Origin of the sequence: Lentibacter algarum (assembly GCF_040580765.1) — a bacterium.
GTDB classification, from domain to species: domain Bacteria; phylum Pseudomonadota; class Alphaproteobacteria; order Rhodobacterales; family Rhodobacteraceae; genus Lentibacter; species Lentibacter algarum.
In genome coordinates this window covers 2,193,170-2,220,111 of the sequence record NZ_CP158687.1, presented here as the reverse complement: position 1 = coordinate 2,220,111, position 26,942 = coordinate 2,193,170, and the positions used below count along the sequence as shown (strand labels likewise).

Sequence of the window (26,942 nt, the reverse complement as noted above, 5' to 3'; positions counted from 1 at the left end):
TCGTCAATCAACTTATAAATGTCCACAATCCTGTCCGCCCAAAATCCCGCGAACACAATGTTAGCAACACAGCCACAGCCAACACTGTGTTCAACACCGTGATTCCACAGTCAAAATAGTCAGCAACACGACAAAAAGTGTGTTTAAGGTGTGTTTTTGAATTGCACAACTTTAGCGCGCATGGCGCTTGGCTAAGTCATTGATATTGTTGGTAAAATTGGTGCCCAGGGGCGGAATCGAACCACCGACACGAGGATTTTCAATGGAGAAGGTGTAAATTATTGACTTATAATCAATGACTTAAGTGGGAATATTTTAGGTGTGCGCGTAAGTGTGTTTTTGGTGTCATTTTAAGGGTAGGCCGGAAGCGCTGTGTTCAACATGACGTTGAAGTCAATGAAATCCCAAGAACCATATCGCATGCTCCCATAAATACCTTGGGAGTCTGCGATGCCCGTTTTCAGTAAGATGTCCTCCATTTAACAGTACCTCAAATTTATATCTGCTCGATTGTATGGTAGCTTATCTCAGTATCATCTTTTGTGTCTATCTTAGCCAGTTCCATTTTAGCTTCCTCGTATGTCATCGTAGCAGTGATTATATACTTTGCGTGGTCCCATTCGTCGTGCAACACCACAGCCCAAACGGGTTTATCATCTATGCTTTTCCTGCGTTCCATTCTCTTTTTCTTCGACATGTTGAGCCTTTCAGTTGTTGTTTGAGAACTATCAGGAATGGATGGTGATATTTTTAAGATCCAATAAAGTCGTTACTGGATCGAACTGATAAGATACTAAAGGCCCCTCCCGACCCGCCGAATAGTCTAAACAAAGGGCATTATTAGTTTGAAGTACTGGTTTTCCAGTCATCCAATAGTGACCAAAGAAAACTGGCTTAGAATTTGGTGGATATACGCTCTGTTTGATTGATGCCGGCAAATTACTGTCTGGCAATTGATCTAAATTCGGAACCGAGGTTGCTATTTCCTTCCAAGTAGAAGCAGTGCCATTCCACCACTGCAACCGCACTTCTGAACGGCCCTGACCCTCTTTATCATATATAACATGGTCATCCGGGAGCGTAGCCTCAGGACCTTTGGTGGTCGTTTCAACCAAAGAAAATAGCTGGCTTTTCTTGTTAGCAGCTGAGAGAAATTGCTCATCAGTCAGCCTGCCATTTTTGGTTATTTTCAACAACTCACCTATTACAGCTTCGTTCCAACAGGCGTGAACAATGCGAAAAGCATCAAACTCGATAAAAAGTGGTAAGGTCATCATCCATGAAATAACCTCAGTCGTTTTAGGGGCTTCCAGCGGAAATTCTTGAAGAAAACTGGCATGCTGCTTAAGATTTTTAGCAGAGTGCGCGCGCGCAGGCTCGCCACTTTTCGGGTCTTTGGTATGGAAATGGACTGCATTGAGCTCATGATTACCCATTATCGCATAAGCAGTACCCGCATCGACCATACAACGAACAATGTCGATAACCGCTTCATTGTCCGGCCCCCTATCTATAAAATCCCCTAAGAACACGCATGTTCGTTTGGGGTCGGTATGACGCCATGCTCCATTCTTCTGCTCATATCCGAGCGATGATAGAGCACTTCTTAATTTACCTGCCTGTCCATGAATATCCGGGATTATGTCGTACATTTTGCTTCCTTCTGACACGTTCGCAAAATGATAAAATTTTGGCTTCTCAGTTATTTTGCGACTCATTCTTCTGCTTAAACTCACATATAGTAACACGTACGACGTATTACAACAAATTTGTGTTACTTTTCTAATTACGTGTTACATCTGGCAAACAGGAGTGAAGTAATATGACTGACAAACCTATTTCTATTAGGCTAGGTGCTAGGCGCATGGATGCCCTCGAACATTACTTAGCAGCCAACCCCAATGAGAGCCGTAACGGAGTTATTGCAGGGGCAGTCGAAGCTTATCTCAAGGAAACCGGGCACTGGACTGACTCACTTCCTGCTGGCAGTCGAAATGACCACCCGGATGATCGGCGAAGACCGACTTTATCAGAGCGTGTCGCTCATTTAGAAGAAACTGTGTCTCAGTTGTTAAAGAACCATTAACGCGACAAATAAAGAATTAGAATTTCTTAGGGTTCAATACACCTTTACTAATTCACCTTTTTACACAGTCATAGGTCTAGCTACCCACGTGCAATTGAATGTCAATTATAATGAGGGATTTTTAAACAGAAGTGGAAGGGTGTAAACATGCGGCTAACGAAAAGTAGGTTTATAACAGCCCTAACCTGTCCGACCAAATTATTTTACATGGCAGATAATAATTATGCCAATCAATCAGTAGAAGACACCTTCCTGGCAGCACTAGCAGAAGGTGGGTTTCAAGTTGGAGAGTTGGCTAAACAGTATTTTCCAGACGGCGTTAATATTGCAACGTTAGACGCCACAAAAGCAGTGAACCAAACTAGTGAACTTCTTAAAAAAGAAAACATCACTATATTTGAGGCTGCAATAAAATATGAAAATTGCTTTATTCGCATCGATGTTCTGGAAAAAAAAGGCCATCTTATGAAAATTCATGAGGTCAAAGCTAAATCAGTTGATGGCAACCAACCTTCACAATTTTTAAAAAGAGATGGAGCACCGAACTCGATTTGGAAGAAGTATCTATATGATGTTGCCTTCCAAAAGTGGGTTTGTTCACGTGCGCTCCCAGGCCACTCGATCGCTGCTAACTTGATGCTGGCCGATAAATCCAAAAGGATAGCTGCATCAGGTTTAAACCAAAAATTTAGGGTACATGAAGTAAATGGTCAAAAAAAAGTTCAAGTAGAAGGTAACATACTCAAAGCTCACTTAAACCCAAAAATTTTAACTTCGGTAAATGTAGATAATATTTGTACAGGCATTTTTACTGCAACTGACCATGGACTTGGAGTTGAGGAAACTTTTGATCAGATGGTTCGAAGGTTCTCATCTGCATGTGAGCATGGACAACTAATCCAATCCCAACTGGGCACACATTGTGGTCAATGTGAATTTGTGTGCACTAAGGATAATAAATTGATCGGCAAACAAGATGGCCGCTCAGAATGTTTCAATAGAATACTCGGTGTGGATCCGTCAATTTTTGAAAAACCAACTGTTTTTGATTTATGGAATTTCAGGGGAAAACAAAAATTTATTGATGACGGAATTATAAGCTTAAGCGATCTTACTGAAGAAGACATTGCTGTTTCTTCAGCAGCTTATGGTTTATCCAATTCTGAAAGACAGTGGCTTCAAGTTCAGAAAGCAAAAGATAATGATGACACCGAATATTTAGATCTTAATGGGCTTAAGCAAGAAATGGATAGCTGGGTATACCCACTGCATTTTATTGACTTCGAAACAACTATGGTTGCCATTCCATTTGGGGCTAATCGCGCGCCATATGAGGGAATTGCATTCCAATTTTCACATCACACCTTGGATAGAGATGGCACAGTAAGACATGCTGGCGAGTTCCTGAATGTGGAGCCAGGATATTTTCCTAACTATGATTTTGTGAGAGCTCTTAAAGAAGAATTATCACAGGATGATGGATCAATATTTAAGTATTCAAATCATGAAAATACTTACCTTAATCTTATAATCAAGCAGCTTCAAACCGATGCTAAGCCGCCTCACGATGCGAAAGAATTAACCGCATTCATTAAATCCATTACTCAATCACCAAAAAAATCTGAAGACGTTTGGCTGGGTGAAAGAGCAATGATCGACTTACTAGAAGTGGTTAAAAAGTTTTATTTTGACCCTCGTACCAATGGGTCTAATTCAATCAAATATGTATTGCCGAGCATATTAAATCGTTCTGATTTTTTACAATCCAAGTACAGCAAGCCAATATACGGTAGTGCGAAAGGCATACCTAGTAAGAATTTCAAGCATCAGACTTGGATAAAACGTTCTGACGACGGTTTTGTTTCAGACCCATACGGACTGCTACCAAAACTATTTGAAGAGCACCTCGAGCAACAGGTTGTATTACTTTCACAAGATAACGAATTAAAAAATGGCGGTGCTGCGTTGATGGCCTATGCTCGAATGCAGTTTGAAGTCATGTCTGATTATGAGCGTGAAGAATTGAAGAGGGCTTTGCTAAAATACTGTGAACTAGATACTTTAGCGATGGTCATGATAGTCGAGGCTTGGATAGACAAATTAAAATGGATGTAGCACTGGTTTTTAGATGGTGGAGTGATTTTCGATCATTAATTCCAATGAAGTAGTAGTCTTATTTTGACGATTTTTACTCACCAATCATATCCAAATACTACTAAACGATCTTTCATACTTAACTTTTTGATTAATCATCAGCAAAAAGGTCGTCTTCCCAAGGCAATTTAACTCTCTCACCAGTCAGAACATAATGCAGCTCATTCTCATAAACTTGTTTGATTTTTTCACATGCTTCTGCAGTTTCTAATTCATCATTGGCTTTGTGTTTTTCAATCAAAGCAGAAATATCAACAATTTTGTGTTCAAAAAGCGCAATCTGCTCCTGTAACTCTTCGTCTGTATACAGAGGTTCATCAACGGAATGAAAGCGAGGATTCCGTTGATTATATTGAGCAGTAAATTTTTCTGCAGCAAACTTGTCTTCGAAATAGAATGTATGACTATCGTCTGGCTCAGTATGTTTAGAAAAAGACCACGCGTGTTGTTCAAAATGCGTTTTACAAAAATCCTTACCCCATCCATATCTACCTGAACACTATGCCCAGGAAACCAATTAGATTTATAGTCAGCTATCTGCAAAGGTGTAATTATCTTCTGCATCAGATGTCATCCCACACAAGGTCGTAAACCTACGTTAGTTGTTTAAAGGCCTTCAGCAAAACAGACGCCCTACTGTTACCACTCAAGTCCTCAACGGCCGCTTCTGCTATAGAGAGATCGATAGCACAAAGAGACACAAAGAAAAGGTCACAGGTGCCAGGCCGATAAAGTGATTTAGTTCGCTTAGCTTTTGTTTGAGCTGCAATAATGCGTTTTGATATTTTTCTGGTTTCAAGTAAGATTTTCGGTGTGAAACGCGTCATGATATCATTTGGATGATCCCAATCTACTGAATGAAGTCCTGCTAATAAATCTTCGGCACCGACACTAAAATCCATTTTTACGGGCCCGATTTTTTCCCCAAAATGGTTCAACATAAACGATGACAATTCATCTTTGTCACAAAACCTCTCGTTCTGTATTTGACTGTCACGTTTTTCTTTCTCTTCCCTGATGTTTCGAGAGGCAAGAAGACTTTGGATGATGTGATCGCCGCTCTGGGTCAAAAGACCCAACGAATGAATAGCTCTTTTCTCGTCGGAAGATAATTTTCCAGACTTTTCTTTATAGATAGTATCGTGTTCGATCTCGTTCCAAACATGCGCCAGCATGCTGGTAATTTGAAGTTCGCAAGAATCTATCAAAGTTTCTGCATCATCTTTGCTAAGGTCCTCTTCACGCAAACATATTTGCATGTGTGTAGCTCGATAATGATTTTTGTCATTCTGTTTTATGCGTGGGGAATTTTCTAAGATTTCGGTTCCGAAATCTTTTAAATTATCAGGACTTTTGAATATTTTTGTGGCCAGATTATAAACCTTAGACCGATCACTTTCAGTATAAGTCATGACGCGAACAGCAGCCAGATCACTAAGTTCAAGGAGCGTAGCTTCCGGAGAGCTTAGCCGCTCTGTCTTCCCTGAATCAGGCTTCGCCCATTTTAAAAGTTTACCCCGTAGGCTCGCTGGCTTTTTAACTCGTGCTGCTACGCGAGCGGGAATACCATCCTTCTCAAGCTCAGCCTCCAGGCGCTCAGTAATTATTGGGATAATTTTTTGTAGTCTAAAAATAGTATTAGTTTTGTAAAACTGAACAATTTGATCGATTTGCTCTTCAGACATATTCAAAAATCCTATTTGACTGCTCGTTGAATTATCAACTTCAAAGTTACTACTCAAAACGGCACTAAATTAAACCCTCAAGGCACAAACATTGTAATCAGCACCTAAGATGGAGAAGCTAATTGGTAGACTTGTATGACGCGCCTGCGCGCAACCGCTTGATTGTCGTCGATTTGTTTCCAAAGGCTGCGAGGAAAGCATAAGAAAATTCGTCAGGGTCGAATGGCAGCTCTGTAAGTTCAGATACTTGTTCTTCAATTTCAACAGCGTTCATGCTCACAGCCCACTAAATTTTATGAGAAGGTTAGGGCATTTGAACTATGCCTGCCAGCAGTTTGAGCAATGAACATTTACAAGCTATGGTTTGTGGCAATCTGCACGGTTTCATCCCAAAAGCAGCGTAGCGCAGTAACCCTAGTTGCTGGCTACACTGAGCGCCGACCTAACGTTGTCGCCCCCTATAGCCTGCGCACAGACGCTGTGTGACGCCACAATACTCAGTTGCCAGATATTGGTCCCTGCGCGCCTTGCGGCTTGAGCCTGTCGTAGTCTGCCTGTGATGTTGCAGTTGCTACAGCGGAAGGCATGCCATTAGCTGTAGAGTTCGCAGTGGTCTGTGGCTGCTGCACATTGGGCTTGTGAACAGGCGGAGCGGCAATGGCTTTACCAATACGTGACTTTGGCTGCTTCTTTGGCTTTACGTCGCCACCCTTGAGCCGTTTTTCTAGCTTGTTGGCCAAGAAGCTTGTGGTGTTGGCAAAAGTTTTAATGTCTTCAATGGCTTGATCCAGCTGAACGCTGCTTGAAGCCTTCTCAATCACATCAATCAGTCGGCGGAGCTCGTCACGGTCAGTCATACTCTGCTCCTGGCTGGGGGAGTGGGGTACGCAAAAGACCACCCCAAAAGCATAAGTACTTCCCTAGAAAAATCCGCAGCGCAGATTTTTGAGGCTGCAAGGGGAATTTCGGATGAGATACGTCATAAATGACGTTGCAATGATTAAATCGCATTATACCGCCATCCGTTCCGGAGCACGCCACACGGCTTCTGCTTGCTGAGCTATGGCCCTGTCACAAAGTGCCTTAAGGTTTGCCAAACGCTCACTCCACGCTTGATGATTTTGCTGATCACTTGCCGCCAATCGCGCTGCATAATAGCCAAGCTTGCTTGCACAAACGCTCAGGGTTTCCACACTCGGTTCTGTGTTGTGATAGCGCAGCACGCGGATGTACCCCTCACTGCGCCCCAGCCAACTGTGACAGAACTCTGGTGTGTTCTGCACGATGCCTGTGGCGATCAACTCATCGCGCATGTGTTCTAATAGTCTTATGCTCATCCGATCCTCCAATGCGTTGTTTGCATTGTATTTATCTCAGCGCTGACGAGCAGACGCATCTTTATGCCGAGCGTGACGCGTTAAACACTGCACTACCATTTCTGCCCCGTTTTGCGCCTTCGTTGATAAATACATGCGGAGAACCACAATGGCATATGAGCAGCGCAAACAAGAACGACAGGCATTGGTACAGCACTTGCTGGCCCAAAACTGGAATGTGTTTGGTACGCTCAAGTTCGTGAATGGCAGGACCATTGGCAAAGAAAGCGCCAATAAGCTCCTGCGCAGCTACTGGAACAAGATAGACCGTGTGATCTATGGCAAAGCCGCTGAGCGTCAAAACATGCGGGTGGCACGCTGGTGCTTTGCTCACGAGGGCGCTGACAATGAGAACTTCCACATTCACTTTGTCATGCCAAGTCCACTGCAAGACACGGAACACATGTGCTGTGTGCTCAACGCAGTCTGGGCACAGCATCATGCTCAAACAGCGCCGCTGGCAAAGAACTGGATCATGCCCGTACAGGATAGCAATGCTGTGGCCAGTTACGTCACCCACGAGTACTGGCGCATGGGCAGTGACACAATCTCAGACAACCTTTGCTGGGATAGTGCACAGTTAAATCTGCCGCCACAGCACGCATTAAATGAGCACTACACCCAACAACAGGCACATCGCATTACACGGGCGGCCAGCCCTCTCTGGCTACAGCAGGCACAACAGGCATTACACACACAACAGGCACAATATGAGGCAAGCGGTGATTTGCAGATGATGGAGCGTGGCTAAGCCCCTTCGCGCAGCAAACACCTGAGCAGTTTGAACAACACAGATGCCAAAGGCGCAGGTCTTGGCACATCCTTGTTCACGAGCAAGTGTTCGAACTAACAAAGGTTCAAAAGAACACAGAACATCAAGACTAGCTCAAACGAACTTGATCAAACTGAGCTACCCCCCGAAATTCGGACAGTGACGTAAGCTACGATTTGCAGTCTGCTGATCTTCGACGAAAAGGAGATCAGAGATGTCGAAACGCAAACAACATGCGCCTGAATTTAAGGCGAAGGTCGCGCTGGAAGCCTTGAAGGGTGAGGAGACCGCCGCCGAGCTGGCAAGCCGGTTCGGGGTGCATCCGACGATGATCCATCAATGGAAACGTGCGCTCCTTGAGGGCGCCTCCGGCGTGTTTGAACGCGGTGGCAGAAAGAATCCCGAGATCAATGAGGAGCAGGTGAAGGAACTCCACGCCAAGATCGGGGAGCTGGCCGTAGCCAACGATTTTTTGTCACGAAAGCTCAAACCATGGACCGGCAAGTGAGGCACGACATGATTGAGCCAAATAATTCCATTTTGTCCATCGGGCAGCAATGCAGGTTGCTGTCGATCTCGCGCTCGTCATTCTATTACAAGCTTAAGGGCGAGACCGCGCAGAACCTTGATTTGATGCGGCGGATCGACGAGCAGTTCCTGGAAACACCCTTCTTCGGTGTCCGGCAGATGACCTGGTACCTGCGTAACGATGGGCATCTTGTGAACGAGAAGCGGATACGCCGGCTGATGCGCCTCATGGGGCTGATGCCGATCTATCAGAAGCCTAATACCAGCAGGCCGGCGAAAGGGCACAAAACCTATCCCTACCTACTGAAAGGGTTGCGGGTGGATCGGCCCAATCAGGTCTGGTGCGCCGATATCACCTACCTGCCGATGCGGCGAGGGTTCTTGTATCTGGTCGCCATCATGGACTGGCATACCCGGAAGGTCCTGGCTTGGCGCATCTCGAACACGCTGGAGGCCGACTTCTGCGTCGAGGCGCTGAACGAGGCCATCCACAAGTTCGGCCCGCCCGAGATCATGAATACAGATCAAGGATCTCAGTTCACGTCCTTTGCCTGGACTGACCGGCTACGCCGATCCGGCGTGCGCATCTCAATGGATGGGAAGGGCCGCTACCTGGACAACATCTTCATTGAGAGGCTCTGGCGAACCCTGAAATACGAGTGTGTCTATCTGCATGCTTGGGAGACCGGATCAGAAGCGAAGGCAAGTATCCGGAAATGGATGACCTTTTACAACAACAAACGCCCACACTCAGCCCTTGGCGGCAGGCCACCAGCCGTGGTCTATTGGCTGAGAAATGACAAAACACAACCCGATCAGCAGGAGCAGAGAGTAGCTTAATTTACGCCAGATCCTGTCCAACAAATGGGGAGTAGCTCAATGCCATCACTCCACATGCAATTAAACAGCAGCAATACTGCACACATATACGCAATTATCCATGGGTAAAAATTAGTTATTTAAAATCAGTATCTTGACTGTCTTTTCGGTCGTCCAATGTTTCATTTGAACATACGCTTTAACTGTAACCAAACAGCTAGGAGCGCACATGACACATTTGGCAAAGCTTACATTTAAGACAGTTGATCGCAGCAGCAAACGCGATCCGATTATAGCACGACGTGACAAACTCATAGCAGGGCTTAAGGAGCAAAAGCTGGTTCATACAGCAGCACTCAACAAGCAAGATCACCGCGTTGAACGACACAAATGGATGACCAATGACATGGGGGAACGTGTGGCCGTCAAAGCCATGCGCACAGTGCGTCCGTGGTTCTTTGCTCAAGACGGCGGCTGGTATGTGCAGTGCCGCTATGGGGCTCGTGTGATCGCGGCAGATGGCACCAACAACGCGGTGTTTGTGAAGTCATTGGATGAAGTCGCTGGTGTGCTTGATGCCTTCCTCAATGCAGCAGCGGCAGGGGAATTAGATACTGCCATCACCCGAGTGGCAGAGCGACAACCACGTCTCAAACCCGGAGCAGCTAAAGCAAGTGCCAATGCCAATGCCTGAGGTTGATGCAGCCAAAATAGCAGCACTTAATGATCAGGCACGTCAGAGCTTCACAAGCTGTCGTGTCATTATCACCCAAGGCATACAGGCCATGTCCGATGTGCCAAGCATACTGGATCAGGTGTGCCGGTATGATGCCTTCACGTCCGACAATGACCCATACGGCGAGCATGACTTTGGATCATTCAGACATGCCGCAGAAACCATCTTCTGGAAGTTCGACTACTACGACGTCGATCTGCAAATGCACTCACCCGACCCAAGTGATGCCACTGTGACCACTCGTGTGCTGACCATCATGCTGGCGAACGAGTATTGAGATCATGGGTCATTTAAGTACAAACACAGCAAATCTGCCCTACAAAAAGTTAGCACTATTCCCTGATTCAGCGACACAAATGCAATTCAAACACAGTGATCAGGTTTACAGTTCAAACACAGTGTTTCGATTTACTGCGTCAAACATACATGTTGCAAACACTGTGTTTGCCATTTTTTTCAAACATACTAAATCCAAACACAGTGTTTGCCTTATTACACATTAATATCAATGGCTTAATTTTTACCGACGCAAGGCTTTGGGGAACTCTCCGCGCCCAACGTTGTCAATATACTGCTCTGCCGTGCGCAAATATCGGTTGGTTCGGTTCGCAATGCTCGTGCGCGCTTGCTTGTTGTGGGCATCCGCTTTGATTGCGGCGCGTGTGCGTGTTTCACCATATTTAGGTGGGGCCAGAATGTTAGCTTTGAAGCCAGCGAGCACGCCTAGATCATATGCAGATGTGTCAGGGTGTGCACAGCGCAAATCCCAAACAGTCAAAACCTTGTGCAGCGTATGCGCAGAAACATTTGTGTAAATTGGATATTCTGCAGACGAGGTTTGTTTGGGTGGAGCCACTGGCATGATCGCATGCGCGTGCATGTGAAGGGCTTTAATCTCTTCCTGAATCTGGCTCAGCGGTCTTTTGGGGTCAATATGATACAATAAAGTGGAGTTCAAAGGGTCTGCGCCAACCTGTTCAATCAGCGCTGTCTTTTCTGCAAACAGCCCTTGATGGCACTGCCACCACGTTAAAAAATCACTTTCAAAAATATCGCCGAAGTCATGATAGAGGCCAGCAAGCTTACCTTGGCCCGATGTTGCGCAAGTGCGTTGATAGTCTGCGTTGCGCATCAAAAAGGCCCACCACCAATAATAAATGGACGCTTTGTAGGGTTCAGCGTCTCGATATGGCAGATTGCGTCCTCCTCGAAACCTTCGCCGTGACGCCATGTGAATAATTGGTGGTGCTGTCTTGAAGCTCAGTACGTGCCGCGTTGCATTGGCCTTGTTTGTGACCATGACTCCATCTCCCTCCGGTGGAACATGGAGTCAAAACTAGCCAAATCTTCCAACTATAACAGTCTCAATCTGATGGTTTTAATATCGGCATATTGTGCAGCACAGCCACTGGCTGCTCAATTTCCTCAAAGCCCAGATGCAAACACATGAGCCCATATGGGCGCAATTATTGATGAAGGAGACCATTATGTCTGTTCAAAACGACCTCAAAAACAATATCCAAAAACGCCTTGATGCTATGCATGCGGCACGGGTGACTTGGGAAGAGGGCACATTGCGTGCCGCCAACGAAGAGCTTTACGCCATTCTTGAAGGTGTCTATGCGCTTTACGCTGAGCTTAAAGCTGAAGTGGGCAAACGCCGCGCATTTACAGCACTGCTCACAGATTTGGAGATCAAAACCCAAGCCAATACCAGCCTTGCATTAAAAGTAGTGCGCTACGTCTTTGCAGGGCAAGGCCGCCGTGAAGTTGCCTACTCAAGTGTCATATCAATCGCTCACGACATGAAGGGGCCAGATCAGAGCTTCACCAGCTACGTGCAAGAATGTGGTGGCATTGAAGAAGTGCGCCGCGTGCCCAAATCCACAAAATCAGCGACTATGTCTAAAGAAGATTTTAAGAAACTGGCGCTTGAGGGTCTGCAGGAAGTGCAAGTGGGCGTGAGCACGTTTGACCTGCCAACGTTCATCCAGCCCAATACCGATTATGAAGAAGACTATGCAGTTGCGCTGGTGCGCTGCAATGACAACGGCACAGGCACGATTGTTTACGGGTGCAACGAAGCGGGCATCATTGACGCTGTGCTTGTGTCATCGGGCAAAGACTTGGATGAACGCGCTCAAGAAAGCCTCGCCAAGCTTGACGCAGGTGATCTGGCAACCAAGCGTGCACGTGATGTGCGTGAGTTTGCGTCCAAAATGATCCGCGTTGGATCAGGTGCACAAGTCAGCGTGTCTGGCGGTGGAGTGCGCACAAACGGCGCGGCAACCCATACCTATGGATAAATCTAACGGTGAGTGGGGCAGTCACATTTTGCCCCACTCCATCTACATGCATCCAAAGGAGCTGAGCATGTCATTTGATCTTAAACACCTACCGCGCGGCTTTGACGATTTGGTCATTGCGGACCCGCTCAATGCCAGTGTCATTCGCTCATATTGTGAGCTGCCACCCGCCAAGCCTTTGTTGCTTGCGGGCCCACCAGGTGCAGGCAAGACAGAAGCGGCACGTGTGATCGCTCACAGTTACCTTGAGCAGCACAATATTCAACACATGCAGTGGGAGTTTAATGCTGCCAGCGTTGGTAAAGACTATGACGCCAAGATCATGTCTGAGGTGAACTATCAGATGTTTGGCAATCCTGACAAAGCCATGATCGTCATCAACGAGATTGATGAGATGGACCTACGCACAGTGCAGCCCAAGTTCCGCGAGTTCATGGACGCCAAGCGTCATCTGATCCGCTTTGTGGCCACCACGAACCACAAGAGCCGCATCATGGGGGCCGTGCTCAGCAGGTTCCGCGTAATTGACCTAGACCCGCCCAGCAACCTTGATTGGGTCGATCGTGCAAAGGCTATCTTGGAAGCCGAGGGGCTGACCCCGGCAAGAACCGATGTTGAGCAGATGCTGCAGAGCTTCCAAGGCAGCGCACGCGACTTGGTCGACTTACTTGAAGAGACTGTTACAGCAACAAAGGTGGTGGTGTGATGAATATTATTAATTTGACGCCGCCAAACACGGTTCGCCTCACACCTGAAGAAACACAGCTGCTTGATTTGTGGCATGCGTGTGGCTTAAGTGTTGTGCTGGAAAAGGCTCATGGTATTGACCCCATATTGCTGTATTTGCAACAAGCGCCAGTATCTACAGAGCCAAGCTGCTTAGCATCAAACCTGAGTGGTCCATATTACCGGATTATCAAGCGTGGTCTGTGGCGTAGTGCGTTAAATCAGCTTCCCCTTGGTGATGCGCAAAGCTTTATCTGGGTGTTTCGCAACATCCCGTATGAGACCATGCTCAGACTGCTTAAGGCCACATTGTCTGGCCAATATACTGGGCCCAAATATCAACCATCACTATATGGTCCACAGCATCCAAATTTTGCTAAGCATGAGGCTGCTTGGGCAAAGTACTGCACGCTGTTGGCGCTTGAAGGGTTTCCTCTGCACGTCAGTCACAGTTCAAATCGAGCAACGGAATGGCTGTCCAGCTATGAGAGCTTAGAGTGTCGTTTTGCAGGTGCGCCAATCCTTGTCAGGATGCGCAAAAGTGTATTGCGCTTAGCAAACCGAGGACATCATGACTTATTTGAGGCTTTGGGCAAGACCGCTATGAAAGTAAAACCAAAGACAGCGGGTGCCCGCAAGTACATGAGCCTCAAAGGATTTGATCGTTTGTCGATGATGCGGCATCACGCGTATCGCAGCAAAGACGCTGATTAAGTGCTTCAACTACTCTGCTCTAAGCTAATCAGTATATGTGCTGATGTTCAGCTCGGACAAAACAACTTTGCTCCGTTATCTGCGCAGTTGTTGGCTAACAGAACGACACAGCACAAAACCTCATACAATCAGCATAGTATGAGGTTTTTGCTTAACTCATTGAATTCATTGGAATACCAATTGGTGCCATTTCCGGTCGCCCAACCAATATCTCAGACTTTATGCTCAAAGCACACAAATGCTTAGGTTTTGAGGGGATCAGCACATGCGCCAAGCACAGACATTGAACGAGGCGCAGCTGCGCAGGGTTATACAGTATTGCCGCAGTAGACGTCATCCAATGCGTGACGAGACAATCATACTGGTGAGCTTCTACGCAGGGCTAAGGGCCAAGGAGATTGCTGCGCTCACAGTTGGCAATGTGTTTGATGAAGGGGGCAACGTGCGTGAGCAGTTCATACTAAGCGCAGCACAAAGCAAGGGTGGGCAAACGCGCACTGTGTATCTCAACCAGCGCCTACGCAAAGCACTTGGAGACTATGGCGCGATTAAATACTTGGGCGACCCACAGCGCCCACTGTTTGAGAGCCAAAAGGGCGGGCACTTCTCAGCCAACACCATGTGTCAGCTGTTCTTGGACATCTACAAAGCTGTGGGGCTCAAAGATGCATCAAGCCACTCGGGAAGACGCACTTACATTACGCGGCTGGCCAACAAAGGCGTAGGAGTGCGCTTGTTAGCTGAATTGGCGGGGCATTCGCATATATCGACTACTCAGCGGTATATTGATGTCAACGCGGAGCAGCTGAGTGAAGCTGTAGAATTGTTGTAATCGCTTTCGGCCTATACCAGACATTGGCCGATCTTTCCAACGCTGCAATAAAACTTTCCGGTAGCGGACATTGGCGCTTGCTACATCGTTTCAGATTGCCTGCTCGATCACCCTTATCTCCTCGTAGCTCAGGTCGTAGAGTTTGTAGACGGCGGCATTGATTGCGTCTTCGAGGCGCTGGATCTCCTCCGAGCGCGCTGATCCGGCTTTCTCTTTCACGATCTCAGTGACGAGTGCAGAGATTGCTAAATCGTCTTCCGTGCTCACGGTTGCGGGGAGCGGAAACGGGTTGATGTAGTTTGTTTTCATTCTTCTGGCGTCACCTTGCAAGGTGTCGCCAGTATGCTTTAGGAACCACCAAAACACAGCTGAGTTCAAAATCGCAGAAAACGTCTCGTAAGATACGCCTGCGTCTTGGTGCTTCACAAAGCTGTAGACCGTGGTCGAATGATAGATATTAGAAAAGTTAAGAGCTACATTTGCGTGATTTGAACAGATTTCCATGGCCGTTAGTTTTCGTTGGTCAAATTTTGTCAGGTTCTTCTCGTAAATGTACCCAAACCACTCAGCTAGCTTCGCGGCCTTTCCATTTTCCCGCTTTTTGAAGGCGTCTTCATACGCTTCAACATATGAGTAGGTTTTTGGGTGCCTGGTTTTTAGGTCTTCGCTTGAAACTAGTTCTGCCCTACCACCGTGAATTTGATACGGGAAAAAAACCAACAAATCTGTTTCAAGAGAGTCATACCTGTGGACATCCCGCCCCATCAAGAATGGCCTAAAAAGGTCCTTTTCGACATCAAATTCTGCTGCCGGGATACTGGGCTTTGCCACTTTATTTTCTGGATTTACGGCTATCCGATAAGTCTCGGAAGTTTCGGAGACTTTCTTTACCACGTAGAGTAGATCACGGCTTGTTTGAATGCCTACAAATACAGATAGAACTTCGCCCAGTGGCACAGAAGACGAGTAAATCTTCTGAAAACACTCAAATCCAGTATGATCATCAAAGAAGATCCACTGATTGTTGCCATACGAGGCAGACGCAGATGCAACATGATCATAGCTAAGATTAGAATAGAGCGCTTCATTTGCAAGTTCGTTTTCATAGTCTTCGGTAAGGCTGAACCTCTTGAAACTGAATGTCTCCGCTGGCTCAGTGTTGAACAATGCGATGCATGTGTACGTAAGCGCACTGTCAAAGACCTGATTAGCCCCAAAATGCGTGATGTGCTTCATCGCCCGTGTGTTCATCAAATATTCACGTAGCGGGGCCCCGTTGGCGGAGTTAAAAAGCTTGTGCGGGAAGATAAAGATGTTGTTGTTGCCGTTGGGTTTAGCCAGTCGAACCGCCAATTCGAAGAACAGGTTTGCGAGGTCGTAGGCACCGTGTGCTGTCCGGTAATCCCGCTCATAGAACTCACGCTGTGCGGGCTGGGTCGCTTCGATCTCCTGGACCCGCATGTAGGGTGGGTTGGCAATAATGATGTCAAAGCCAACATATTTACCCTTTTCATCCAACACTTCAGGGAACTCGAACCGCCACTCCAAAGCTGCAAGAAACGTCTTATTTTGCAGTAGTTTGGTGCGTTTAGCATTCAGATCAGCAATCTTCTTCTGAATTTCATCAATTTTGGCGTCTTGCTTCGCTCGTTGTTCCTCTCCCAAAACGAACAGGTCGGCCTGCGCTTCATCTGCCTTCAGCTGAGCGATAGTTGCATCAATTTCTTTTGTCAGACGCCCCATCGACTCTTCTTGAAAGCGCGTTTTCGCTTTGTCGATCTTCTCTTGCAGGTCGCGCTTTACAGCCTTGTCTTTTGTACTTTTGTAATCGCTAACAAGTTTACGGTATTCGGTCACAGTCAGTTTTGCCTTGCTGAATGCATCCGAAAGGCTTTGATCCAATTTGAAGCGAGAAAGAAGTGAGTTGCCGCATTTGATGTTGATATCAATGTTCGGCAACGTTTCGAGCTGGGAGTCTTGGCCGTCCCGATAATAGGCACTCTTAAGAAGTTCGATCCACAGCCTGAGCTGGCAAATACGTACCGAGTTTGCGTTGATATCCACGCCGAACAAGCAGTTTTCGATCAGCTTCTGCTTCTCATGGAAAAGGGTTTGTTGGACCTGCTGTAGGCGTTTCGGCACTTGGGTACCGTGCACTTGATAAGCGAAGACCTCGTCTGTGTCGGCATTCACTATTATGAGCTCATCGTTGTCCACCTCCACGACATAGTCAGACAACCTGTTGCCATCTGCATCGGCCAAAATGCCGAGCCGAGATTTGAGAGCAATCAGTTCATTCAAACACGAAACAAGGAAGTGACCCGATCCAACGGCTGGATCACAGATCTTCAGATTATCGATCACTGCGTTATGACGCAGCGTTGCCGACTTGGATCGATCATCTGAGATGTTGTTTCGGAGATCGTCCGTATCGGTAAGCGTCCAGCTTGGGTTTTCCTTTTGAAAGGCTTCAAGGACGGTTTTCTCGATCACCTTTCGCGCCATGTACATCGTAACGTAGCCTGGCGTGAATATCGCGCCTTCTTTGTATCCGTTGATCTTTTCAAAGATCAAACCAAGTACGGCAGCGTTGATTATGGTCTTGCTTTCCTCCTGAACATCCCCACCGCCAACGGTTCCAAAGTCATATGCATCAAGAAAATCAAAGATATAGGACAGAGTTCCTTTCTTTCCTGAAGCGCGTCGGCCAGTCGCATCACAAAGTACAGTTCGGCTGAACAGCGGTGCGTCCAGTCCGTTATTCAGGGCATTGATTCTGAAAGATTTCTCCAATTTGGTCAGTTCGAAGAGAGAACTGTTGAGGTAAGGCACCTTTTCGTATTTTGCCGCTATGAGCGGGGGCCGTTCAGACGGCGCAAAAGCAAGTACCTTGAAGAACAGGTCCGACAGATCATCAAAGTCGGCGACCATTGAAGTCGATAGAAACTTGTAGGCCGGGTCTTGACCGTGGAACTTGAAGATTTGGGCTTCTAGAAGCTTCAAGAAGAGGAGACGGTTCACCCATGTAAGGCATAGTTCCAAGGCGATATTGAACTCGCGTTCATCGTTCGATGAACCGTAGGTCTGAATCATTGTCGGATCATTGAAGTCGTCTTCATACCTTATTTGGCTGATTGCATTTTCCAAAAGTGACCCAGGATTTCGCTTGGACGCTTCGAGGCGGCCGATCACACGCTTTGCGCCTTCCTTTCGTTCTTCCAGCCCGATGAGATGAAGCAACTCATCATAAAAGGCTTTGTTCAGGCTGTTACTATCGTTCGACAGTTCTTTAGAGATCAAGCCGTGAGGGCCGAGCAGCTTGAATAGTTTGACGAACGCTTTGTCGTCGGCACCATCCTTTAGTTCCGTTTCGTAGCTCCTCAAGTCAATGTGGACGGCCTTAAGTTCGGCGTTACTGGCAGCGATGAACTTCGCAGCTATTTCTTTATAAAAGAAATCGGTGGTACTATCAGACTTTTTACCGGCTGCCCAGTCTTCAAAATCTTTTCGAAGAGCTTTGTTTTGATAAAAAGTTCTCTCAAAATCAGATGCTTCAAAGACATACATCTCAAATTCTGTGCAGATTACTACATGACGAATATCCGTATTGCCCGCGTGGCGCTCCCGAAAAAAGTATAGAACAAGTTCGTGCAATGCTTTGCGATTGACATCGTCCTGTCGGATCATGTCAGCTTTGTTGAGTTCGCGCTTGGCTTCAAACAAGACCGCGGCAGGGCTGCCCTTACCGCCAGTCCGAATAACGAAGTCGATGTCACCATACTGTTCAATCGTATGAGACGGTTGGTAAGTCGGCTTGAGAAGCCCCATAAGATGTGTTTTGAGATTTTCCTCGGTTTCTTTGCTATTGATATGATCTAGGTAAGATTTGAGGTTTTGGGCAAATCCGTCAACATCAGCTCGTTTCGGTTTAAATGCTTTTAGGCTTGGGGACAGTTTTTTCGAAACCGATTGTATTTCTAACTTCATCAACAATTACCCTTCATGGTTTCCCAAGGCCCAAGGCCGTCTGGCACTTTGACATATTAATTGCAGAGTTCGAAGGGATCTGGAAGCTTTCGAGCAAAAATAATTGCTCAAGATAAAACCCAATATATAGACTAGCTACGCCTGCTTTTGATCACGTTAGGAATTATTCGCACAAGCAGCGAAAGCCTGCTTTTGACCCAAGGTGTAGCCCTTAGCTACTCACTAGTGTCCTGCCCGTCAAACTCATCCCGCGACAACTCATACCGCTTGCCCGTGAGCATGTCCTTCTTGAGCCTTGGGGTCAAATGACTGTAATGGCGCTCAATCATGCCAATGCTTGTGCCCATCTGTATGGCCAGCGCATGAATATCCATACCATCGTTGAGTAGGGCAAAGGTCGCGTAGGTGTGACGTAGACTATAAAGCGTTCTGTTCTGCCCTGTACGCGGGCATGTGATCAGTCCTGTGTCTGTGAGGAACTTGCGGAACGTCTGGTGGATGTTCTTGGACACTGTGCCATCTGGCAGTCTGAACACAGGCAGATCGACACGCTGCTTGAGCAAGTCTTCAAAGGGGATGTGCCTAAGATCCTCTGACCGCTCGTGTATGCGCTTGAGATAGTTGATCGTGCCTGACCTGCAGATGATATCCCTGCGCCCAGTTTTGCCTGAAACGCTCATCTCTAGATACTGCAGATCCTTTTCCTCAAACAACGTCACATGCTTCCACTTGAGATTCAGCGCCTCTGTGCCGTGGCGCATGCCCGTATTGGCCATGATCAACACATAGTCCCGCATAAGGTGCCGCATGTCTGTAGGCTTGCCTGCCTTGCCTGCGTTAATCCAACTGGGCAGCTTGCGGATGAGCGTGGCATATTCTTCACGGGTGAAGTCAGGACGTCGTTCGCTCTTCTCACCACGGTTCACCAGCAGTGGCACATTCTTGTGCGCGATAAAGCTCCGCGCCACAGCTTCCTCAAACACACGGTTCATGGCTGAGTTATGCGTGTTGAGCGTTGAGGCCTTTGGCTCACGGCCCATCTTGGCACGCCGCCACTCGTAGAACTGCTGCACCTTCTCGTAATCAATGGTGGTCACATACTGTGCACCGAAGAACGGGATGAGGTAGCGCTCAATACACACGATATAATCAGCAAACACTTTACGCCCTAAACCCGCATCCAATTGCTTGCGCATGTCCGCAATGGCCAGCTTGGCAACGTCAGAGAACTTCTTAGTCACAACGGGCAGGTCGTTCTTGTGGCGGAACTTATACTCAAGGAACGTATCACGGGCATACTCTTTGGCCTCAGTCAGATCGCGCCTACCCGTGCTGATGCGGATGGTGTGTCCATCAATTACAAAGGCAGCCTGCCAGCGCTTGCTGCGCTCACGTCGATACACGCGCACCTCGCCGTCCAGTATCAGATGTGTATCTTCACGCAGCTGCCGCATGTCATGCTCCTCACCACAACACTATGGCAGAGCGTACCAACAAGTCTACGAAAGTGTGTGTTTAGGGGCCTGGTTAAACGTAAACGCATAAATTGGGGGAAGGCGGCCGTTCGCTGCAGGCTCTTCGATGTCGGCTCCTGCGATTGTTTAAGGAATGGTGTTTCTTGTGTGCCAGTTCTATCAAAATTCGGCTGATGTAGTTTAGTCAATTTCATTTAATATGTGACCCAATACCACCCATAGGAATTCCAAAATGCCCACGAAGACCGATTATATCCTGCGCAGTCTCCAGAAAATCCGAAACAAGAAATGGGAATTCTTTATTATTTCGCGGATTATCCATGCGCTGGACGACGATGAAATCGAATTTGTAACACAGCAATATGTACGAAAGAATGACGGTGCCTATGCGCTGACAGACCTATATTTTCCACAATTTGATCTTCATCTTGAAATTGATGAGCCGCCCCACGAGAAGGAGATCCAAAAACAGAAAGACACGCTTCGGACACGAGACCTCGTTTTGGCGACGGGCCATACAATCGAGAGATTGAAGACTCTGAAAGAGGATGGGACTCTCAAATCTTTACCTGAAGTCAGAAAAGAGGTTGATGCATTCGTTGACAAAATGCGCATTCAAAAAACGATGATATCTGATTTTTTACCTTGGAATTTTGAAACGCGATATTCGCCTGAACCGGTGATCGAGCGCGGGTTCGTAAAAATTGCGGACAACGTTGTGTTCCGGACGCAGATCGACGCGATGCGGTGCTTCGGGTTCAAGGGAAACGGCTGGCAAAAAGGAGCATGGAAAATTCCCGATTCCGACTGTTATCTTTGGTTTCCAAGGTTATTCGAGCACGGCATGTGGCAAAATGAACTTTCGGAAGATGGGAAGGTAATCCATGAGAGGGCGATAAACTCTGATGGAAGAGCGTCGATCGCAAAACAAAGACGAGATATTAGCGAGTATCCAAACCGGAAGGCCATCGTCTTTGCAAAGGCGAAAGATGCACTTGGGTACAGCTTGCTTCGATATGTAGGCACCTTCCAGCCACGAATGACAGAAACTCACCCGGACGTTATTTCTTTCGACCGGATAAAGACATGTGAGAAGGTTCGCATTTGAAGTAACCGCACAAAACCCAGCTCAAAACTCAAGCAATTGCTGAGTGTTTTTGACTTTTGCCTGATAGCTGACATTAGCTGGATTGCAGAAATTTGGTAAAGTGGGCTCACAACTGACCTTTGCTGTGTGTCGCCCCAACGTCCGCTAAATCTAGAAAGCGAGTAGGGGCTGCCACTCATTGTCCTAAACCATGTTGTCCCAAAACCCCGTCAACACTGTGTCCTAACACAGCCACACCCAACACTGTGTCCAACACAGCGATTCCACAGGCAAAATAGTCAGCAACACGGCAAAAAGTGTGTTTAAGGTGTGTTTTTGAATTACACAACTTTAGCGCGCATTTCGTTTGGCTAAGTCATTGATATTGTTGGTAAAAGTGGTGCCCAGGGGCGGAATCGAACCACCGACACGAGGATTTTCAATCCACTGCTCTACCCCTGAGCTACCCGGGCACGGGTGATGCGGTTTAAACCGATCTGGGTAGCGGCGTTCTAGGCGAGGGGCGGGGCGGTGTCCAGAGGCTTTTTGCGCAAAATTTCAATGCGGCTTCTGCGCCTGCTTTTCTATCTCGTCCGCAAGGTGTTCTGCGTCCTCCGGATCGTTTGAGGGCAGGGCATATCCGCCTCCCAGCCATTTAGAGAGGTCGATGTCGGCACAGCGCCGTGAGCAGAACGGTTTATAGCGCGTATCTGTTTCATTCGCACATATCGGACAGCTCATGACAGCAGCCCTGAGAGCAATTCACTCAGCGGCAGGCGCGCACGTTTGCGTTGCAGCTCATAGTGCCCGAGTGGCGTGAAGCCTGCGAGCACGGTGTCGATGCCGTCTGCTTTAAGAGCGGCACGCAGGGAGGCCTCAAAGCCGCGGCGGTCCTTTTTTGGCATCGGAGCCAAATCGATTGTGATCTGTCCGCCTAGGCCGCGCAGCCGCAGCTGTTTAGGCAGTTCTTTGGCACAGGCAAAGTTGGCGCGTGTGCCCGCTGCAAAAGAACCGTCCACACCGGTGTTTACATCCACCGCAATCAGCGCACGTGTCGGCTCAATTGCGAGTGAGGCTCCACCAGCAAGGCGCACTTCGGGCTCTCTAAGAGCGTCTAATGCCTCAAGAACACCATGGCTTTCAAAGCTGCCCGCATCGGTCACAACATCGGCGGGTTCAACCCAGTCACGCCACGCTAGGACATGCGGGCCGTCGCCTTCGGTCAAAGTTTCGGGTTCTGCGGCTGTGTCGTTTACAACTGTCTGCGCCAGATCAACCATCGCACGCAGATCTTCAGCGATGTCTTCATCTTCGGCTTCTTCGCAAGACGAACGCAGAATCAGGCCAAAGCCGAGGCCTGCCATTTCTTCTTTTGCAATCATCATCAAAGCGTCGCGTCGCTCATCTTCCCGTATCTGACGTGAGATATTCAGCCCTGGCGCGTCCGGCGTGACAATCGCATAGCGTGACTTAAACATCAGCTTGGTCGTCACTGGCAACGCCTTGCCCTCATCGGCATAGCCTGTGAGTTGGACAGTCAGCATGTCGCCAGGCGCAATGCCCTTGACCTGTTTCAAAAATGCATTGCCGTCGGGCGTTTCCAAAAACATCCCACCTTGCCCTTTCTGGGGCTTGGTCGCACGAGCGCGATAGACCGTTCCTGGCCGGGGGGCGTCCGCATCGATCAGAAGATCGTGGAGTTGCCCGTCTACCATGAGCGCCGCGGCTTCGCGTGCACCGAAATGGTCGAGAATAATCTGACGTCCCTTCATGGGGTCCTCCAAAGCGGATAGCCCGCAGCTTGCAACAGCGCTGCGGTTTCACTGAGTGGCAAGCCAACAACGCCCGTAAACGAACCTTGTATCCAAGGTATGAGCGCGCCAGCGGGCCCTTGAATTGCGTAGCCGCCAGCTTTGCCTTGCCAGTCATTTGTAGCAAGATAGCCTGCGATCTCGCTGTCGGAGAGCCGCTTCATCTTGACTGTAGTGACAACGTCGCGCTCCCAGAGCGTCTCGCCTTTCTTCACAGCCACAGATGTAATGACTCGGTGACGTCGCCCAGAAAGCTGGCGCAAGAAACGCTCAGCCTCAGTGACGTCTTCTGGTTTTCCCAAAATGCGCCGCCCGAGTGCCACGGTGGTATCCGCGCAGAGCACGATCTCATCCGGCGCAGCGACAACGGCCTCGGCCTTCTCCCGCGCCATACGCGCGCAATAGGGGCGGGGCAGCTCGGCCTTTTGCGGAGTTTCATCAATATCTGGCGGACGAATAGCATCGGCCACAACGCCGATTTGCGCCAGAAGTTCCTTCCGACGCGGGCTGCCTGAGCCGAGGATCAGTTTCATGCCTATTTAAAGCGGTAGTTGATCCGACCTTTCGTCAGATCATATGGTGTCATTTCCACCTGAACTTTGTCGCCAGCCAGAACGCGGATGCGGTTTTTGCGCATCTTGCCTGCCGTATGTGCGATGATCGTATGGCCGTTTTCCAGCTCGACCAGGAATGTCGCATTCGGCAGGAGTTCCTTTACGACACCGGGGAATTCGAGCAGTTCTTCCTTGGCCATGGTCTCTCCTAGAGTTTCGCAAGCCAGTCTTGGCAAGCGCGGCTTAAATGCGCCTATCAGCGCGGTTTTTCAAGGACTTTCTTAGGCCAAGGCCTCCAGTGTGACATCTGAGGCGCGTGGGGCCTGCTCCCCCCAATGCAATGCATTGAGAACATGGCCATCGGCGCGGACATGCGCGATCTTGGCCCTATCCACACTGGCATAGGTCCAGCCAGCTTTGTTCAGGTTCCCTTCCGCCAAAACGCCTGTGGGTGGAAACCCCTGATCCATCGGACCAAAGATCCCGCCCATTCCAGAGTTGCTCTCCACACCGAAGAGGCGCGGTTCGTTGCCAATCAGGCTGGACATGACAGTGACGCACTGCCCCTCAAGCGCGCGCGCCATTGCACCAACACGTACCCGCCAGTACCCTTCCAGCGCTTCTGTGCAGGAGGGAACGAGGATAATTTCGGCACCGGCTTCGACCAGCGCACGCCCCAGAAGTGGAAATTCGCTGTCATAGCAGATGAGCACGCCGACTTTGCCGATTGCCGTCTCAAAGAGCTTCAATGGCCCGCCACCTGACACATTCCAATCATCGCGCTCAAAGCGGGTCATGATTTGCTTGTCCTGAAACCCTGCAACGCCCGTTGGGGTAAAAAGCCCTGCACGGTTTACGGTTCGGGTGGCTTCTCGCACCGGTGCTGAGGGCGCAAGAATATGCATCGCAAATTCTTCGGCCAGATCGGCAAAGAGCTTGTTCATCTCAGGCTGGCGTTCACTCACCGCATCGATCGAGCCTTGGATGTCGCCTGCGGCCGTTTCGCCAGCCAGCGCTGCCAGCTCCATCGCGCCATATTCGGGGAAAACAATTAAATCCGCCCCATTGGAGGACGCCTTCATCACCCAGTCGCGCTGCTTTTGAGCATAGATTTCCCATGTCGAACACCAGCTGACAGGGTAGGCTGCAGTTGCAATCTTCATTGACTCGCTCCAAAGCAAAGGCGGGGTTGAGATGGGATCATATGGCTTTTGAACAGTTCTTGAAAAGGCGAAACCCGGTAAAGAGCGCAAAATTGACGTTGCGCCGGGGCTATTGCGTGAAAACTCAAACCCCTACACTATATGTGTATAGAGTGCCCAAAAAATGGGCCAATGGGGAGGAAATGCAACATGAAGTTTGGGTCACTACAAGATAGTTTAGACATGACCAATGAAATGCCGTGGAGCGCACGTGATGTGCCAACCACGGTTTATGAAATGCTCGCAGGGACGGCGGCAAAGTTTCCGGATCGTCCTGCAATAAGTTATCAGCTGATGTCTGGCGCCACAGATAAGGCTGAGACATTGAGCTGGAGCCGGTTTCATGATCAGGTCTGTCAGGCCGCCAATCTCTTCCGCAGTCTTGGTGTAGGGGAAGGCGATGTTGTCGCGCTTGTCCTTCCAAACGCCACAGAAACAGCCGTTGCCCTGATGGGCGGCATGACTGCAGGTATCGTCAATCCGATCAACCCACTGCTTGAGCCTGAGCAAATCGGCGCAATTCTGCGCGAGACCAAAGCCAAAGTCGTGGTGACCCTGCGCAACTTCCCCAAAACAGACGTCGCACAAAAAACGGCAGAGGCGGTCAAGCATGCGCCCAGTGTGCATACAATCCTCACGGTGGATCTCAACCGCTACCTCACGCCGCCAAAGAGCTGGATCGTCCCCCTTGTGCGTCCGAAGATGAACGTCAATCACCACGCGGATGTAAAAAGCTTCAACGCAGAGATGGCAAAGCAGCCAAAAACGCTCAGCTTTGAAGATCGCAAAGTCGACCGTGTCGCAGCCTACTTACACACAGGTGGAACAACGGGCATGCCAAAAGTCGCGCAACATCTTAACTCTGGGATCGTGTACCAAGGCTGGCTCGGTCAAGAACTCTTGTTTGACGAATACGAGAGCGTTATGTGCCCACTGCCGCTCTTTCATGTCTTCGCTTGCCACGTCATTCTCATGGCTATGGTCAAATCAGGTGCTCACGTGGTCTTCCCGACACCTGCAGGCTATCGCGGTGATGGCGTCTTTGATAACTTCTGGAAGCTTTGCGAGCGCTGGGGCACAACATTCATCATCACAGTCCCGACGGCGGTCTCTGCTCTGATGCAGCGACCTGTGGATGCTGATGTGTCCAAGGTCAAAAACGCCTTTTCAGGCTCGGCTCCGATGCCTCTGGAACTCTTCAACCGTTTCACAAAGTCTACAGGCATTCAGATTATTGAAGGTTACGGTCTGACAGAAGCAACAGTTCTTGTCTCGATCAACCCTGTGGATGGGGAAAAACGCGTGGGCTCTGTCGGGCTTCCATTCCCCTATAATGACGTGAAAATCATCGCGCAGAAAGGCGATGGGCCCGTTGAATGCGCCCCTGACGAAATCGGTGAAATCTGTGTCGCGGGTCCAGGCGTCTACGCGGGCAATACCTATACAGAGGCGGATAAAAACGTCGATCTTTACTATCATGACAAATATCTGCGCACAGGTGATCTTGGTCGGATCGATCCAGAAGGCTACATCTGGATCACTGGCCGTGCGAAAGACCTGATCATTCGCGGCGGTCACAATATCGACCCTGCCGAAATTGAAGATGCGCTTCTAACCCATCAGGACGTTGCTTTCGCAGGCGCAATCGGCCAGCCTGATGCCCATTCGGGTGAGCTACCCTGTGCCTATGTCGAGCTGGTGGCCGGTGCAACAGCGACGGCGGATGATCTTATGTCCCATGCCAAAAAGCATATCCACGAGCGAGCGGCGATCCCCAAGCATGTTGAGGTGCTCGTCGAGCTTCCAAAGACGGCTGTGGGAAAAGTCTTCAAGCCGGATTTGCGCAAATCAGCGATTACGCGTGTCTATAATGCGGCTCTTGAAGAGGCGGGGGTCTCTGCACGTGTCACATCAGTTGTTGATGATAAAAAACGCGGCCTCGTGGCCCAGCTCACGGCCAACAGCGCAACAGAGGAAGAGGTGAGCCAAGTCCTTGGCAGCTTCGTGCGCCCGTGGGAATGGACGTCTTGAGCTGATACTATCTGCCGTGAACACAAGAGCGAGCCGCAGGAGACATCTTGCGGCTCGTGTC

25 protein-coding genes and 1 tRNA gene are annotated in these 26,942 nt (G+C 48.7%); 12 read left to right on the top strand and 14 right to left on the bottom strand.

Annotation, left to right across the window (positions count from 1 at the left end; genetic code table 11):
- Nucleotides 1-728: 728 nt before the first annotated feature.
- Nucleotides 729-1,652 (bottom strand): metallophosphoesterase, encoded by a 924-nt coding sequence (locus tag DSM117340_RS10905; RefSeq protein WP_354689607.1) that lies wholly within the window; start codon nucleotides 1,650-1,652, stop codon nucleotides 729-731.
- A 170-nt stretch (nucleotides 1,653-1,822) separates the two neighbouring features.
- On the opposite strand from DSM117340_RS10905, the gene DSM117340_RS10900 reads away from it, so the two are divergent.
- Nucleotides 1,823-2,086: a hypothetical protein gene (locus DSM117340_RS10900; protein ID WP_354689606.1), complete on the top strand. Its 264-nt coding sequence runs from the start codon at nucleotides 1,823-1,825 to the stop codon at nucleotides 2,084-2,086.
- A gap of 147 nt (nucleotides 2,087-2,233) precedes the next feature.
- Nucleotides 2,234-4,201 carry a DUF2779 domain-containing protein gene (locus DSM117340_RS10895; protein ID WP_354689605.1) on the top strand — a complete coding sequence of 656 codons (1,968 nt, stop codon included), beginning with the start codon at nucleotides 2,234-2,236 and terminating at the stop codon, nucleotides 4,199-4,201.
- Between the two features lie 632 nt (nucleotides 4,202-4,833).
- Here the strand turns inward: DSM117340_RS10895 and DSM117340_RS10890 are convergent.
- From DSM117340_RS10890 to DSM117340_RS10875, 4 genes are all read right to left on the bottom strand, one after another.
- Complete coding sequence (locus DSM117340_RS10890; protein ID WP_354689604.1) at nucleotides 4,834-5,925, bottom strand: RelA/SpoT domain-containing protein; 1,092 nt, start codon at nucleotides 5,923-5,925, stop codon at nucleotides 4,834-4,836.
- Between the two features lie 118 nt (nucleotides 5,926-6,043).
- Entirely contained in the window at nucleotides 6,044-6,199 is a 156-nt protein-coding gene (locus DSM117340_RS10885) for a type IIL restriction-modification enzyme MmeI (protein WP_354689603.1), read from the bottom strand.
- A gap of 223 nt (nucleotides 6,200-6,422) precedes the next feature.
- The gene (locus tag DSM117340_RS10880) at nucleotides 6,423-6,782 is read right to left on the bottom strand and encodes a hypothetical protein (protein ID WP_354689602.1); all 360 of its coding nucleotides are present in this window, start codon (nucleotides 6,780-6,782) and stop codon (nucleotides 6,423-6,425) included.
- A gap of 153 nt (nucleotides 6,783-6,935) precedes the next feature.
- Nucleotides 6,936-7,262: a DUF6626 family protein gene (locus tag DSM117340_RS10875; RefSeq protein ID WP_354689601.1), complete on the bottom strand. Its 327-nt coding sequence runs from the start codon at nucleotides 7,260-7,262 to the stop codon at nucleotides 6,936-6,938.
- Between the two features lie 148 nt (nucleotides 7,263-7,410).
- On the opposite strand from DSM117340_RS10875, the gene DSM117340_RS10870 reads away from it, so the two are divergent.
- From DSM117340_RS10870 to DSM117340_RS10855, 4 genes are all read left to right on the top strand, one after another.
- The gene (locus DSM117340_RS10870) at nucleotides 7,411-8,052 is read left to right on the top strand and encodes a hypothetical protein (RefSeq protein WP_354689600.1); all 642 of its coding nucleotides are present in this window, start codon (nucleotides 7,411-7,413) and stop codon (nucleotides 8,050-8,052) included.
- A gap of 235 nt (nucleotides 8,053-8,287) precedes the next feature.
- Nucleotides 8,288-9,441 (top strand): IS3 family transposase gene (locus DSM117340_RS10865; protein ID WP_354689599.1). Its coding sequence is split into 2 segments (ribosomal slippage): nucleotides 8,288-8,549 and nucleotides 8,549-9,441, totalling 1,155 coding nucleotides; the frame shifts between segments, so codons are not numbered across the junction.
- A gap of 208 nt (nucleotides 9,442-9,649) precedes the next feature.
- On the top strand, nucleotides 9,650-10,114 hold the full coding sequence (locus DSM117340_RS10860; protein WP_354689598.1) for a hypothetical protein: 465 nt from the start codon (nucleotides 9,650-9,652) through the stop codon (nucleotides 10,112-10,114).
- Nucleotides 10,101-10,433 (top strand): DUF3768 domain-containing protein, encoded by a 333-nt coding sequence (locus DSM117340_RS10855; RefSeq protein WP_354689597.1) that lies wholly within the window; start codon nucleotides 10,101-10,103, stop codon nucleotides 10,431-10,433. The genes DSM117340_RS10860 and DSM117340_RS10855 overlap by 14 nt, the downstream gene beginning before the upstream one ends.
- 243 nt (nucleotides 10,434-10,676) lie before the next feature.
- Here the strand turns inward: DSM117340_RS10855 and DSM117340_RS10850 are convergent, their stop codons facing one another.
- On the bottom strand, nucleotides 10,677-11,288 hold the full coding sequence (locus DSM117340_RS10850; protein ID WP_354689596.1) for a hypothetical protein: 612 nt from the start codon (nucleotides 11,286-11,288) through the stop codon (nucleotides 10,677-10,679).
- Between the two features lie 355 nt (nucleotides 11,289-11,643).
- Here DSM117340_RS10850 and DSM117340_RS10845 point away from each other — a divergent pair, with 355 nt between their 5' ends.
- From DSM117340_RS10845 to DSM117340_RS10830, 4 genes are all read left to right on the top strand, one after another.
- On the top strand, nucleotides 11,644-12,462 hold the full coding sequence (locus tag DSM117340_RS10845; RefSeq protein ID WP_354689595.1) for a hypothetical protein: 819 nt from the start codon (nucleotides 11,644-11,646) through the stop codon (nucleotides 12,460-12,462).
- A gap of 67 nt (nucleotides 12,463-12,529) precedes the next feature.
- Nucleotides 12,530-13,168, top strand: coding sequence for an AAA family ATPase (locus tag DSM117340_RS10840; protein ID WP_354689594.1), 639 nt, complete (start codon nucleotides 12,530-12,532; stop codon nucleotides 13,166-13,168).
- Complete coding sequence (locus DSM117340_RS10835) at nucleotides 13,168-13,902, top strand: hypothetical protein (RefSeq protein ID WP_354689593.1); 735 nt, start codon at nucleotides 13,168-13,170, stop codon at nucleotides 13,900-13,902. Before DSM117340_RS10840 ends, DSM117340_RS10835 begins: the two co-directional genes overlap by 1 nt.
- Before the next feature lie 265 nt (nucleotides 13,903-14,167).
- Complete coding sequence (locus DSM117340_RS10830; protein ID WP_354689592.1) at nucleotides 14,168-14,734, top strand: tyrosine-type recombinase/integrase; 567 nt, start codon at nucleotides 14,168-14,170, stop codon at nucleotides 14,732-14,734.
- A 90-nt stretch (nucleotides 14,735-14,824) separates the two neighbouring features.
- Here DSM117340_RS10830 and DSM117340_RS10825 read toward each other — a convergent pair whose 3' ends face one another.
- Entirely contained in the window at nucleotides 14,825-18,721 is a 3,897-nt protein-coding gene (locus tag DSM117340_RS10825) for an Eco57I restriction-modification methylase domain-containing protein (protein ID WP_354689591.1), read from the bottom strand.
- A 215-nt stretch (nucleotides 18,722-18,936) separates the two neighbouring features.
- Nucleotides 18,937-20,175: a tyrosine-type recombinase/integrase gene (locus DSM117340_RS10820; protein WP_354689590.1), complete on the bottom strand. Its 1,239-nt coding sequence runs from the start codon at nucleotides 20,173-20,175 to the stop codon at nucleotides 18,937-18,939.
- 253 nt (nucleotides 20,176-20,428) lie between these two features.
- Here DSM117340_RS10820 and DSM117340_RS10815 point away from each other — a divergent pair, with 253 nt between their 5' ends.
- Complete coding sequence (locus DSM117340_RS10815) at nucleotides 20,429-21,304, top strand: AbaSI family restriction endonuclease (protein WP_354689589.1); 876 nt, start codon at nucleotides 20,429-20,431, stop codon at nucleotides 21,302-21,304.
- A 377-nt stretch (nucleotides 21,305-21,681) separates the two neighbouring features.
- Here the strand turns inward: DSM117340_RS10815 and DSM117340_RS10810 are convergent.
- The 6 genes from DSM117340_RS10810 to DSM117340_RS10785 form a co-directional block, all read right to left on the bottom strand.
- Nucleotides 21,682-21,756 (bottom strand) — tRNA-Phe (locus DSM117340_RS10810).
- 85 nt (nucleotides 21,757-21,841) lie between these two features.
- A complete protein-coding gene (gene yacG, locus DSM117340_RS10805) occupies nucleotides 21,842-22,024 on the bottom strand; it encodes a DNA gyrase inhibitor YacG (protein ID WP_089889218.1) in 183 nt (60 codons plus the stop codon).
- The gene (locus tag DSM117340_RS10800; protein ID WP_089889221.1) at nucleotides 22,021-23,055 is read right to left on the bottom strand and encodes a ribonuclease E/G; all 1,035 of its coding nucleotides are present in this window, start codon (nucleotides 23,053-23,055) and stop codon (nucleotides 22,021-22,023) included. Before DSM117340_RS10800 ends, yacG begins: the two co-directional genes overlap by 4 nt.
- Nucleotides 23,052-23,627 (bottom strand): nucleoside triphosphate pyrophosphatase, encoded by a 576-nt coding sequence (locus DSM117340_RS10795; RefSeq protein ID WP_089889224.1) that lies wholly within the window; start codon nucleotides 23,625-23,627, stop codon nucleotides 23,052-23,054. The genes DSM117340_RS10800 and DSM117340_RS10795 overlap by 4 nt, the downstream gene beginning before the upstream one ends.
- A gap of 2 nt (nucleotides 23,628-23,629) precedes the next feature.
- Nucleotides 23,630-23,848 carry a translation initiation factor IF-1 gene (infA, locus tag DSM117340_RS10790; RefSeq protein ID WP_008186030.1) on the bottom strand — a complete coding sequence of 73 codons (219 nt, stop codon included), beginning with the start codon at nucleotides 23,846-23,848 and terminating at the stop codon, nucleotides 23,630-23,632.
- Nucleotides 23,849-23,929: 81 nt separating this feature from the next.
- Nucleotides 23,930-24,811: a carbon-nitrogen hydrolase family protein gene (locus tag DSM117340_RS10785; RefSeq protein WP_089889227.1), complete on the bottom strand. Its 882-nt coding sequence runs from the start codon at nucleotides 24,809-24,811 to the stop codon at nucleotides 23,930-23,932.
- A gap of 189 nt (nucleotides 24,812-25,000) precedes the next feature.
- Between DSM117340_RS10785 and DSM117340_RS10780 the strand changes: the two genes are divergently transcribed.
- A complete protein-coding gene (locus DSM117340_RS10780; protein WP_354689588.1) occupies nucleotides 25,001-26,881 on the top strand; it encodes an acyl-CoA synthetase in 1,881 nt (626 codons plus the stop codon).
- Nucleotides 26,882-26,942: the final 61 nt, after the last annotated feature.